Source organism: Variovorax sp. LjRoot130, assembly GCF_964253755.1.
Taxonomy (GTDB): domain Bacteria; phylum Pseudomonadota; class Gammaproteobacteria; order Burkholderiales; family Burkholderiaceae_C; genus Variovorax.
In genome coordinates, this window is the sequence record NZ_CAXURM020000002.1 from 205592 (window position 1) to 218132 (window position 12541).

At 68.6% G+C, this 12541-nt stretch carries 10 protein-coding genes; 9 read left to right on the forward strand and 1 reads right to left on the reverse strand.

All coding sequences use genetic code 11. From position 1 onward, the window contains the following. Positions 1 to 20 precede the first annotated feature (20 nt). The 9 genes from ACSQ86_RS30710 (at position 21) to ACSQ86_RS30750 (ending at position 11471) form a co-directional block, all read left to right on the forward strand. On the forward strand, positions 21 to 1313 hold the full coding sequence (locus tag ACSQ86_RS30710) for an NAD(P)/FAD-dependent oxidoreductase (RefSeq protein WP_436310392.1): 1293 nt from the start codon (positions 21 to 23) through the stop codon (positions 1311 to 1313). 40 nt (positions 1314 to 1353) lie between these two features. Next, the gene (locus ACSQ86_RS30715) at positions 1354 to 2976 is read left to right on the forward strand and encodes an ABC transporter substrate-binding protein (protein WP_436307372.1); all 1623 of its coding nucleotides are present in this window, start codon (positions 1354 to 1356) and stop codon (positions 2974 to 2976) included. Positions 2977 to 3136: 160 nt separating this feature from the next. Further along, positions 3137 to 4093: an ABC transporter permease gene (locus tag ACSQ86_RS30720; protein WP_436295090.1), complete on the forward strand. Its 957-nt coding sequence runs from the start codon at positions 3137 to 3139 to the stop codon at positions 4091 to 4093. A 58-nt stretch (positions 4094 to 4151) separates the two neighbouring features. Next, on the forward strand, positions 4152 to 5021 hold the full coding sequence (locus tag ACSQ86_RS30725) for an ABC transporter permease (RefSeq protein ID WP_436306342.1): 870 nt from the start codon (positions 4152 to 4154) through the stop codon (positions 5019 to 5021). Continuing rightward, positions 5021 to 6649 carry an ABC transporter ATP-binding protein gene (locus ACSQ86_RS30730; RefSeq protein ID WP_436310393.1) on the forward strand — a complete coding sequence of 543 codons (1629 nt, stop codon included), beginning with the start codon at positions 5021 to 5023 and terminating at the stop codon, positions 6647 to 6649. The genes ACSQ86_RS30725 and ACSQ86_RS30730 overlap by 1 nt, the downstream gene beginning before the upstream one ends. A gap of 11 nt (positions 6650 to 6660) precedes the next feature. Further along, positions 6661 to 7749, forward strand: coding sequence for a tartrate dehydrogenase (locus ACSQ86_RS30735; RefSeq protein ID WP_436310394.1), 1089 nt, complete (start codon positions 6661 to 6663; stop codon positions 7747 to 7749). Positions 7750 to 7768: 19 nt separating this feature from the next. Continuing rightward, positions 7769 to 9238 carry an NAD-dependent succinate-semialdehyde dehydrogenase gene (locus tag ACSQ86_RS30740; RefSeq protein WP_436307369.1) on the forward strand — a complete coding sequence of 490 codons (1470 nt, stop codon included), beginning with the start codon at positions 7769 to 7771 and terminating at the stop codon, positions 9236 to 9238. A gap of 123 nt (positions 9239 to 9361) precedes the next feature. Further along, a complete protein-coding gene (locus ACSQ86_RS30745; protein WP_436307368.1) occupies positions 9362 to 10696 on the forward strand; it encodes an NAD(P)/FAD-dependent oxidoreductase in 1335 nt (444 codons plus the stop codon). Between the two features lie 97 nt (positions 10697 to 10793). Then, positions 10794 to 11471: a response regulator gene (locus tag ACSQ86_RS30750; RefSeq protein ID WP_436310395.1), complete on the forward strand. Its 678-nt coding sequence runs from the start codon at positions 10794 to 10796 to the stop codon at positions 11469 to 11471. Positions 11472 to 11563: 92 nt separating this feature from the next. Here ACSQ86_RS30750 and ACSQ86_RS30755 read toward each other — a convergent pair whose 3' ends face one another. Then, positions 11564 to 12532: a Bug family tripartite tricarboxylate transporter substrate binding protein gene (locus ACSQ86_RS30755; RefSeq protein ID WP_436310396.1), complete on the reverse strand. Its 969-nt coding sequence runs from the start codon at positions 12530 to 12532 to the stop codon at positions 11564 to 11566. Positions 12533 to 12541: the final 9 nt, after the last annotated feature.

Genomic DNA, 12541 nt, shown 5'->3' on the forward strand with positions numbered 1-12541 from the left:
CGTTGCAAGCACCGTACGCGATGAAGCTCGACTCCTACTGGACCGATTCGGCGCCCGCCTTCGTGCCGCGCTCGTGCGAGCTGCCGGCGCAGGTGGATGTCGCGATCGTGGGCGGCGGCTTCACGGGCCTGTCGGCGGCGCTGGCGCTCGCGAAGCGTGGTGCCAAGGTCGTGGTGCTGGAGGCGGGCGAGCGCGTGGCGGCCGAGGCCTCGGGCCGCAACGGCGGCCATGTCAACAACGGGCTCGCAGTGGACTATGCCGAGGTGGCCGCAAAGTTCGGCTCCGAACGTGCCCGAGCCTGGTACCGGGCCTATGACGACGCCGTCGACACGGTGGCGCAGCTGGTGCGCGAGGAGGGCATTGCCTGCGACTTCCTGCGCCACGGCAAGCTCAAGCTCGCCACACGTCCGAACCAGATGGCCGCGCTGGAGCGCAGCGCCGAGCGCCTGGTCCGCGACGGCGTCGACACCGATGTCGAGGTGCTCGATGCAGCCAGCGTGCGCGCCGAAGTGCAGAGCGACCAGTTCCACGGCGGCCTTCTCTACAAGCGCAGCGGCCAGATGCACATGGGCCGCTTCGCCCAGGGCTTGGCCGCGGCGGCCGAGCGCAACGGTGCTCAGATCCATACCGGCACCGGCGTGAGTCGTCTCGAACGCGCGGGCCGAAGCCATGCGCATCGGCTGCAAACCGGGCGCGGCACCGTCAGCGCGCAGCAGGTGCTGCTGGCCACCGGCGCCACGCGCCACGGCGGCTACGGCAGCTTCGGCTGGCTGCGCCGCCGCATCGTGCCGATCGGCAGCTTCATCGTCGTCACCGAGCCGCTCGGCGCCGAGCGCGCGCAGGCCCTGCTCGCGGCGCGGCGCACCTACGTGACGGTGGCCAACATCCACCACTACTTCCGGCTCACCGCCGACCACCGGCTGGTGTTCGGCGGGCGAGCACGCTTCGCGATCTCCAGCCCGCAATCGGATGCCGCCAGCGGCGAGATCCTGCGCGTAGGGCTTGCCCAGATCTTCCCGGAGCTCGGCAACGTGCGGCTTGACTACTGCTGGGGCGGCCTGGTCGACATGACCCAAGACCGCCTGCCGCACGCCGGCGAACGCAATGGCCTCTACTACGCGATGGGCTACAGCGGCCACGGCACGCAGATGTCGGTGCACATGGGCGAGCGCATGGCGGCCGTGATGGGCGGAGACGCGCTCGCCAACCCCTGGCAGGGCCGCAACTGGCCCGCGATCCCCGGTCACTTCGGCCCGCCGTGGTTCCTGCCGGCGGTGGGCCTCTACTACACGCTCAAGGACAGGCTGGCCTGAGCGCCATTTTTTTATCGACCCACCAAGAGGAGACAACCCCATGAACAGCAGCAGCAACAAGAGCTTCGAGAAGCTCGTCGGTCCCGGCGAAAGCCTTCGCGTGATGGAGTCGCTGAAGCGCGGCGCCTCGCGGCGCGACATCCTCGCGATGCTGATGGCCGGCGGCATGCAGGCCACGCTGGCCGGCGGCATTGCGGGCGCGGCGATGTCCGCGCATGCGCAGACGCCCAGGAAGGGCGGCCGCATCCGCGTGGCCGGCGCGACTGCTGCTGCCACTGACACGCTCGACCCGGCCAAGCAGTCGAACCAGACCGACTACTCGCGCTGCAACATGATCTACAACGGCCTCACCTCGCTGGACGGCAGCCTGACGCCGCAGCCCGCGCTGGCCGAATCGTTCGCCACCAAGGATGCCAAGACCTGGGTCTTCACGCTGCGCAAGGGCGTGACCTTCCACGATGGCAAGCCGCTCTCGCCGGCCGACGTGGTGTTCTCGGTCATGCGCCACAAGGACCCGGCCACGGCGTCGAAGGCCAAGGTGCTCGCCGACCAGATCGACAGCGCCAAGGCCACCGGCCCGAACGAAGTGACCTTCGTGCTGAGCGCGCCGAACGCCGACCTGCCGGTGATCCTGGGCACATTCCACTTCCAGATCGTCAAGGAAGGCACCACCGACTTCAACGCCGGCATCGGCACCGGCCCCTACAAGCTCAAGGAGTTCAAGCCCGGCGTGCGTTCGCTGGTGGTGCGCAACGACGCCTACTGGAAGCCCGGAAAGCCTTATCTGGACGAGATCGAGTTCGTTGGCATCGGCGACGAGAGCGCGCGCGTCAACGCGCTGCTGTCGGGCGGCATGGACCTTGTGGGCTCAGTCAATCCGCGCTCGGTCGAGCGCGTGAAGGGCACGCCCGGCTTCGGCATCTTCGTCACCCAGTCCGGCCAGTACTCCGATCTCGTGATGCGCAAGGACGTGGGTCCCGGCACCAATGCGGACTTCGTGCTTGGGATGAAGCACCTGTTCGACCGCGAGCAAATGAAGAAGACCATTGCGCTCGACTACGCGGTGGTTGCCAACGACCAGCCGATCGACCCGACCAACCGGTTCCATTTTGCCGGCCTGCCGCAGCGTCCTTTCGATCTTGACAAGGCCAAGTTCCATTTCAAGAAGGCTGGCGTCACGGGCAAGGTGCCGGTAGTGGCATCGCCGGCAGCGCTTTATTCGGTGGAGATCGCGCTGATGCTGCAGCAAACCGCACAACGCGCCGGGCTGGAACTCGAGCTTAAGCGCATGCCGGCCGACGGTTACTGGTCGAACCACTGGCTCAACAGCCATGTCGGATTCGGCAACGTCAACCCGCGCCCGAGCGCCGATGTGCTGCTGACGCAGTTCTTCCAGTCGGGTGCGGCCTGGAACGAGTCGCGCTGGAAGAGCGAGAAGTTCGACCAGCTGCTGCTCGCCTCGCGCGCCGAAACCGATCTGGCCAAGCGCAAGCAGATGTACGCCGACATGCAGACCATGATCCACCAGGACGCCGGCATCGGCATCCCGATGTTCCTCGCGAGCATTGACGGCCATACGTCCAAGCTCAAGGGCCTGTCGCCGATCCCGGTTGGCGGCCTGATGGGCTACAACTTCGCCGAAAACGTCTGGCTCGAGGCCTGAGCATGAACTCTTCCCCAGGCTTGGCGCACTCCGCGCGCTGTCAATTCTCTCACCGGAGGCAACACCAGCGGCCCATCAACGCCGGTTCCGCGGCGTTTCCCGAACGGGCGGCGTCGGTTCCATCTGTCGCGAACGGCGCAAAGCGCCAAGGAGCACCGAGATGAACCATGTAATCCTGAAGCTTCTCGCCCAGCGCATCGCGCTGGCGCTGCTGTCGCTGCTGGCGGTGTCGGTGATCGTCTTCTCGATCACCGCGGTGCTGCCCGGCGATGCCGCGCAGGAGCAGCTCGGCCAGGACGCCACGCCCGAGGCGGTCGCCGCGCTGCGCGCGCAGATGGGCCTGGACGTGCCGGCGCCCCAACGCTACGCGAAGTGGCTTCTCGGTATGGTGACGGGCGACCCCGGCCGCTCGGCCACGACGCAGATGCCGGTGGCCGAGCTGGTCGCCAGCCGGCTGCCCAATTCGCTGCTGCTCGCGGCGGTGACGGCCCTGTTCTCGGTGCCGATCGCGCTCGCGCTCGGCATCGCCTCGGCGGTGTGGCGCGGCTCCTGGTTCGACCGCGCCGCCTCGACGACGGCGGTGGGCGTGGTGTCGGTGCCGGAGTTCCTGGTCGCAACCCTCGCGGTGCTGGTCTTCGCGGTCCAGCTGCGCTGGCTGCCGGCGCTCTCCTTCGTCAACGACATCGAGTCGCTGGGCCAGTTGCTGCGCGCCTTCGCCATGCCGGTGCTGGTGCTGTGCTGCGTGATCGTCGCGCAGATGATGCGCATGACCCGCGCCGCGGTGATCGACCAGCTCGAGGCGCCCTACATCGAGATGGTGCGGCTCAAGGGCGCCTCGCCGATGCGCATGGTGCTGGCGCATGCGCTGCCCAATGCGGTAGGGCCGATCGCCAACGCCGTGGCGCTGAGCCTGTCTTACCTGCTCGGCGGCGTGATCATCGTCGAGACCATCTTCAACTACCCGGGCATCGCCAAGCTGATGGTCGACGGCGTCTCGCAGCGCGACATGCCGCTGGTGCAGACCTGCGCCATGATCTTCTGCTGCGCCTACCTGATCCTGGTGACGACGGCCGACATCTGCGGCATCCTCGCCAACCCGCGGCTGCGGCACCGTTGAGGCCAGTTCCATGGAAACCTCCACCTCCACCTCCACCTCCACCTCGGCCGTGAACGCCATGGCTTCCGTCGCGGCCCCGCCACCCGAGCGTCGAAGCAACCCGCTGCGCCGGCTCGGCGGCTTCGGCCCCTCCGGCCTGCTCGGCCTCGCGGTACTGCTGTTCTGGCTGCTCGCAGCGCTGCTCGGCCCCTGGCTGCTCTCGCACAGCACGGCGGCCATGGGCACCTCGAACGTCTTCGCGCCGATCAGCGCGAAGCACTGGCTGGGCACCGACTACCTGGGCCGCGACATGCTGGCACTCATCATCGAGGGGGCGCGCTACACGATCGGCGTCGCGCTGTTTGCCACGCTGCTGGCCAGCGGCACCGGCACCACGCTGGCGCTGCTGGCCGCCGCCAGCGGCCGCTGGATCGACGCGGTGCTCAGCCGCGGCCTGGACACGCTGACCGCGATCCCGAGCAAGATGTTCGCGCTCATCATGGTGGCGGGCTTCGGCTCCTCGGTGCCGATGCTGGTCGTCACGGCGGGCATCATCTACGTGCCGGGCGCCTACCGCATGGCGCGCTCGCTGGCCGTCAACATCAACGCGCTCGACTACGTGACCGTGGCGCGCACGCGCGGCGAAGGCACGCTCTACATCATGCTGCGCGAGATCCTGCCCAACATCGTCGGACCGATGCTGGCCGACCTGGGCCTGCGCTTCGTCTACGTCGTGCTGCTGCTGGCGAGCCTGAGCTTCCTCGGCCTGGGCATCCAGCCGCCGGCGGCCGACTGGGGCTCGCTGGTGCGCGAGAACATCGGCGCGCTGGCCATGGGCGGCGCCTCGGTGATCGTGCCGGCGCTGGCCATCGCGAGCCTGACCATCGCGGTCAACCTCGTCATCGACAACCTGCCGGGCCGCACTGCCCGCGAAAGAGGAGCACGCTGATGGGCGCACCACTCACCGTCCAGGGCTTGAGCATCTGCGCCGGCGCGAACACGCTGGTCGACAGCCTGAGCTTCTCCGTGCAGCCCGGCGAAGTGCTGGCGCTGATCGGCGAGTCGGGCTCCGGCAAGACCACCACCGCGCTGGCGCTGATGGGCTATGCGCGCCACGGCTGCCGCATCTCGGCCGGCCGGGTGCAGATCGGCGGCACCGACGTGCTGGCGCTCGATGCGGCGCAGCAGCGCGCGCTGCGCGGCCGCACGGTCTCCTACATCGCGCAGAGCGCGGCCGCCTCCTTCAATCCCTCGCGCACGATCATGGACCAGGTGGTCGAGCCGACCGTGATCCACGGCCTGTGCAAGCGGGCCGAGGCGGAGGCGAAGGCGGTGCAGCTCTTCCGCGAGCTGGCGCTGCCCGATCCGGAAACCATCGGCGCGCGCTATCCGCACCAGGTCTCCGGCGGCCAGCTGCAGCGGCTGATGGCGGCGATGGCGCTGATCGGCGACCCCGAGCTCGTGATCCTCGACGAGCCGACCACCGCGCTCGACGTGACCACGCAGATCGAGGTGCTGCGCGCCTTCCGCCGCGTGGTGCGCGAGCGCCGCGCCACCGCGGTGTACGTGAGTCACGACCTGGCCGTGGTGGCGCAGATGGCGGACCACATCCTGGTGCTGCGCGACGGAAAAATGCGTGAGCTGAACGCGACCGGGCAGATCCTCTCGGCACCGGTGGACGACTACACGAAGTGCCTGCTGGCCGCCGTCCGGCCGGCAACGCGCGAATCGGGCAAGGCAGCGAACGACGACCCCGAGCTGCTGCTCCATGTGCAGCAGCTCTCGGCCGGCTACGGCCCGGTGGATGCGCAGGGGCGTCCGGCCATGCCGATCCTGCAGGACATCGACCTGAAGCTCCACCGCGGCCAGGCGATCGGCGTGATCGGCGAGTCGGGCTCGGGCAAGACCACGCTGGCGCGAGCGGTGGCGGGCCTGCTCAAGCCCAGCCACGGCAGCGTGCTGTTCCGCGGCCGCGAGCTCAAGCCGACGCTGCAGCAGCGCGACCGCGACGAGCTGCGCCGCATCCAGATCGTGTTCCAGATGGCCGACACCGCGCTCAATCCCTCGCAGACCATCGAGCGCATCCTGGCGCGCCCGCTCGAGTTCTACAAGGGCATGCGCGGCGAGCCGCTGAAACGCCGCATCCGCGAACTGCTGGAGCTCGTGCAGCTGCCGCACTCGGTGGCCGGGCGCCTGCCGGGCGGCCTCTCGGGCGGGCAGAAGCAGCGCGTCAACCTCGCACGCGCGCTCGCGGCCGAGCCGGACCTGATCCTCTGCGACGAGGTGACCTCCGCGCTCGACACGGTGGTCGCCGCGGCGGTGCTGGACCTGATGGCGGAGCTGCGGCGCGAGCTCGGCGTGTCCTACCTGTTCATCAGCCACGACCTGCACACGGTGCGCGCGGTGTGCGACGAGATCGTCGTGATGCAGCACGGCCGCAAGCTCGCGCAGGTGGCGCGCTGCGACTACGAGCGCGGGCCGCACCACCCCTACTACGAACTGCTGGCCCGTTCGGTGCCCGAGCTGCGCCAGGGCTGGCTCGACGACATGGACCGCAGGGCTGCAGCAGCATCATGAGGAAAACCGAGATGACACCCACCTTCCGCATCGCACTGATCGCCGGCGACGGCATCGGCAAGGAAGTGATGCCCGAGGGCCTGCGCGTGGTGCAGGCCGCGGCGGCGCGCTTCGGCTTCGAGCTCGACTGCCGCACCATCGACTGGGCCAGCTGCGACTACTACGCCGCGCACGGCCAGATGATGCCGGACGACTGGAAGGAACAACTGAAGGGCGTCGACGCGCTGTACTTCGGCGCCGTCGGCTGGCCCGCCACCGTGCCGGACCACGTCTCGCTGTGGGGGTCGCTTCTGAAGTTCCGCCGCGAATTCGACCAGTACATCAACCTGCGCCCGGTGCGCCTGTTCGAAGGCGTGCCCTGCCCGCTCGCGGGCCGCCAGCCCGGCGACATCGACTACCTCGTGGTGCGCGAGAACACCGAGGGCGAATACACCTCGCTCGGCGGCGTGATGTACGAGGGCACCGAGCGCGAGATCGTGATCCAGGAATCGGTGTTCTCGCGCCACGGCACCGACCGCGTGCTGAGGTACGCCTACGAACTCGCCCAGGCGCGCAAGAGAAAGCACCTGACGGTGGCCACCAAGAGCAACGGCATCGCGATCAGCATGCCCTGGTGGGACGGCCGCGCCGACGCGATCGGCCGCGACTACCCCGAGGTGACGGTCGACAAGCAGCACATCGACATCCTGTCCGCGCGCTTCGTGCTGCAGCCCACGCGCTTCGACGTGGTGGTGGCGAGCAACCTGTTCGGCGACATCCTCTCCGACCTCGGCCCCGCGACCACCGGCACCATCGGCCTCGCGCCTTCGGCCAACCTCAACCCGGACCGCAGGTTCCCGTCGCTGTTCGAGCCGGTGCACGGCTCGGCGCCCGACATCTACGGCCAGAACATCGCCAACCCGATCGCGATGATCTGGTCGGGGGCGCTGATGCTGGACTTCCTCACCCAAGGGCAGGGCGCGGGCCGCGCCGCCCACGATGCGATCCTCGGCGCCATCGAGGCGGTGCTGCGCGAGGGCCCGCGCACGCGCGACCTCGGCGGCACTGCATCCACCACCGAACTCGGCATCGCGATTGCCGAGCGTGTGAGCGCAGCCTGAAACCCCCATGACAAACACCATGACACTGACCCTCGAACGCCAGGACCTGATGCCCGGCACCCACCTCATCGGCGCCGAATGGCGCGCGGCGAGCGACGAACGCCGCCTCGACGTCACCGACCCTGCCACCGGCGCCGTCTTCGCCAGCGTGCCCGACGGCACGGCCGCCGACGCACGCGCGGCCGTCGATGCCGCGCATGCCGCCTTCCCGGCCTGGCGCGCCGTGCCCGCCAAGCAGCGCGCCCGCATCCTCAAGCGCTGGAACGACCTGGTGATGGCGCACCAGGAGGACCTGGGCCGGCTGATCTCGCGCGAGCAGGGCAAGCCGCTGGCCGAGGGCCGGGGCGAGGTGGCCTATGCCGCCAGCTACATCGAGTGGTTTGCCGAGGAAGCCACGCGCGCCAATGGCGAGGTGATCCCCGCGCCGGTGCCGGGACGGCGCATGTTCGCGCTGAAGGAGCCGGTGGGCGTGGTCGCCACCATCACGCCGTGGAACTTCCCGGCCGCAATGATCGCGCGCAAGATCGCGCCGGCGCTCGCGGCCGGATGCACCGTGGTGTGCAAGCCGGCCGAGGACACGCCGCTGACATCGCTGGCCCTGGTCAAGCTGGCCCAGGAGGCCGGGGTGCCGGCGGGGGTCATCAACATCGTCACTGCCTCGCGCGAACGCACGCCCGAGGTGGTGGACGTGTGGCTGGACGATGCGCGCGTGCGCAAGATCAGCTTCACCGGCTCCACGCCGGTGGGCCAGCACCTGGCGCGCCGCTCGGCCGACACGCTGAAGAAGCTCTCGCTCGAGCTCGGCGGCAATGCGCCCTTCATCGTCTTCGACGATGCCGACCTCGACGCCGCGGTGGAAGGCCTGATGGCTGCCAAGTTCCGCAACGGCGGGCAGACCTGCGTCTCCCCGAACCGCGTGTTCGTGCACGAGCGCCTGCATGACGCCTTCGCCGACAAGCTGGCCGGGCGCGTCGGTGCGCTCCAGGTGGGCCCGGCGAGCGAGCCGGGCTCGCAGATCGGTCCGATGATCAATGCGCGCGCGGTCGAGAAGATCGAGCGCCATGTGCAGGACGCGGTCGCCAAGGGCGCCAAAGTGCTCACCGGCGGAAGGCGTCTTGTAGATCTGGGCCCGAACTATTACGCGCCCACGGTGCTGGTGAACGCCGATGCCACCATGGCCTGCAGCTGCGAGGAGACCTTTGGGCCGGTGGTGCCGATCACGCGCTTCGACAGCGAAGCCGAGGTGATCGCGGCGGCCAACGACACGCCCTTCGGCTTGGCGGCCTACTTCTACTCGACCGATGTCCGCCGGATCTGGCGCGTGGCCGAGGCGCTGGAGACAGGCATCGTCGGTATCAACGAAGGCGCGCTCGCCGCGGAGGCCGCCCCTTTCGGCGGCGTCAAGGCCTCAGGTTACGGACGCGAAGGCTCAGTGCACGGGCTCGACGACTACCTGCACATCAAGTACGTGTGCCAGGGGCAGCTGTAGCAGCGCTGGGCCTCGGCCTGGAATGCTGGCGCGCCTCCACAAGGTGGCCGTGCCCGGCGAACCGATCGGTCATCGTGGCCCGGCCGCATTGAAGTGCCCCCGCGCCTGTACGAGCAGTCAACCATGAACAGCCCTTTGTCCAAGCACCGAGTCGTCATCGTGGGCGGCGGTGCCGGCGGTCTGGAGCTGGCCACTCGCCTCGGCGATACGCTGGGCAAGCGCGGCATGGCGGACATCACGCTGATCGACATGCACCGCACCCACATCTGGAAGCCCAAGCTGCACGAGATCGCGTCGGGCAGCATGGACATGAGTGCGCACGAGGTCGACTATCTCGCGCAGGCGCACTGGCACCGCTTCCGCTTCCGGCTCGGCGAGCTCACCGGCATCGACCGCGAGCGGCGCGAGGTGCATGTCGCGCCCTACATGGACGACGAGGGCCGGCTGGTCACGCCGGCGCGCGCGTTCGGCTACGACACGCTGGTCGTCGCCATCGGCAGCCTCAGCAACGACTTCGGCACGCCCGGCGTGCGCGAGCATGCGCTCAGGCTCGAGTCGAAGGCCGACGCGCAGCGCTTTCACATGCGCATGGTCAATGCCTGCATCCGAGCGCACGCGCAGACCACGCCGCTGCGCCCCGAGCAGCTGCACGTGGCCATCATCGGCGCCGGCGCTACCGGCGTGGAGCTGGCGGCCGAGCTGCATCGCACCACGCGCGAGGTCGTGGCCTACGGGCTCGATCGCGTGGATGCCGAGAAGGACATCCAGGTCAGCGTGATCGAGGCCGCCGATCGCGTGCTGCCGGCGCTGCCGCCGCGCTTGTCCAAGGCCACCGAGGATCTGCTGCGCGAGCTCGGCGTGGACGTGCACACCTCGGCCAAGGTGGCCGAGGTGCTGCCCGAGGGCGTGCGCCTGGCCGACGGCCGCACGCTGCCGGCCGAGCTGGTGGTATGGGCCGCGGGCGTGAAGGCGCCCGACTTCCTGAAGGACATTGCGGGCCTGGAAACCAACCGCAGCAACCAGCTCGCGGTGCGCCCGACGCTGCAGACCACGCGCGACGACGACATCTTCGCGATCGGCGACTGCGCGGCCTGCGCCTGGCCTGAGGCCAACGGCGGCAAGGGCGGCTTCGTGCCGCCGCGCGCACAGGCCGCGCACCAGCAGGCTTCGCACGTCGCCGCGCAGATTCGTCGCCGCCTGGCCGGCACGCCGCTGAAGGATTACCGCTACCGCGACTTCGGCTCGCTGGTCTCGCTCGGCGAGTACAGCACGGTGGGCAACATGATGGGCGGCCTGATCGGCGGCAGCCTGATGATCGAAGGCGCCTTCGCACGGCTGATGTACGTGTCGCTCTACAAGATGCACGAGCTCGCGCTGCACGGCGTGGTCAAGGTCTCGCTCGACACGCTGGCCCGGCTCATCACGCGGCGCACCGAGCCCCACGTCAAGCTGCATTGAGGCGTTGCATGAGAGAACCGAAGACGCAGCTTGTCAATCGTTGGCGGCTCGTGCGACTCCGCGAGCGGTGGTCAGGGGATCAACGTAAGAGATCACCATGAAAATTCTTGTCGCGGGCGGCGATCAGGTGCTGGCCGACTCGATCCTGCGCACCCTGCGTGCGTCGGGCGCCGTGGTTGATCACGTGACCAACGGCTCGGAGGCCGATACGAGCCTCATCACCCATGGCGAGTTCGACCTGCTGATCCTCGATCTCGGCCTTCCCGCCATGGACGGCCTCGAGATCCTCAGGCGCCTGCGTGCCCGCGGGTCGCACCTACCGGTGCTTGTACTCACCGGGGCAGACAGCGTGGAGGAGCGCATCAGGAGCCTGGACAACGGCGCCGACGACTGCATGGCCAAGCCCTTTAGCTTGGAGGAGCTCAAGGCGCGCGTACGCGCGCTCTCGCGACGCGGCATGGGCATCTCCGGCAACGCGATCAGGCATGGCCCGCTGGTCTACGATCAGGCCAGCCGATTGACAACGCTCGACGGCAAGATGGTGGACTTGTCGGGCCGGGAGCTGAGCCTGCTCGAGGTGCTCCTGCAGCGCGCAGGGCGGCCGGTCAGCAAGGACCAGTTGGTGGAGCGCCTGTGCGAATGGGGCGAGGAGGTGAGCCTCAATGCGATTGAGGTGTACATCCATCGCCTGCGCAAGAAGATAGAGAAGGGGCCGGTGCGCGTCGCAACGGTTCGCGGGCTAGGCTGCTATTACCTGGAGAAGATTTCGGTCTGAGTTGCCCGGCGCAGGTCGGAGTTCATCGCATCGGTTGCGCCCGAAAACCGAGTGCGAGGGTAATACCTCACTTCCAGATTGGTACGTCAGCTTCAATCGAGCTTGATGCCGGCGGCCTTGATGACAGCGCCCAGCTTGGTGGCGTCGTCCTTGATGGTCTGCTTGAACTGCTCGGGGCTGCTGGCCACCACGTCCATTCCCATAGCGCCCAGCTTCTCCCTGGTTTCCGGCTGCTTGATGATGCGTGTGATCTCGGTGTTGAGCTTGGCAACGATCGTGCGGTCAGTTCCCGCAGGTGCCACGAAGCCGATCCAGGTGACCAGGCCCACGCCGGTCAGACCCGACTCTGCCAAGGTGGGTACGTCCGGGAGCGACGGCGAACGCTTGGCGCTAGTGACTGCGAGAGGTCTGACCTTGCCCGCCTTCACGAAGGCGATCGCCGGACCCAGCGCATCGAAGATCACCGGCACCTGCCCACCCACCACGTCCGTCATCGCCGGGCCGCTGCCCTTGTACGGGACAGCCACCATGTCGACCTTGGCCGCCGACTTGAAAGCCTCGCCTGCCACCTGCGCCGGCAGGGCGCCGTGAGCGTACGCCAGCTTGCCATCGCGCGACTTCGCCAGGCCGATCAGTTCCTTCACGCTGCGCGCCTCCACCGAGGGATGCACCGCCAGCACCATGGGCATGGTGATCGCCAGCGACACCGGCGCGAAGCCGTTGATCGGGTCGTACGGCAGCTTCGCATAGAGACTCTGGTTCATCGCGAGCGTGGAGTCGATCGGCAGGAACAGCGTGTAGCCGTCCGGCGCTGCTCGCGCGGCCATCTCCGCACCGATCAACGTGTTGCCACCGGGGCGGTTGTCCACCGTGACGGGCACGTTCCAGCTTTCGGACAGCTTGGCCGCAACGCTGCGCGCCACCGTGTCCGTGCCGCCGCCCGGCGGGAACGGCACGATGATGCGAATGGGACGCTCGGGGAACGTGTCGGCGGCGGTGCCCGCAGCCGCAGACAAGGGAAGGGCGAGCAGGCAGAGCAAGAGGTTTTGAATCAGTTTCATGGATGCGCT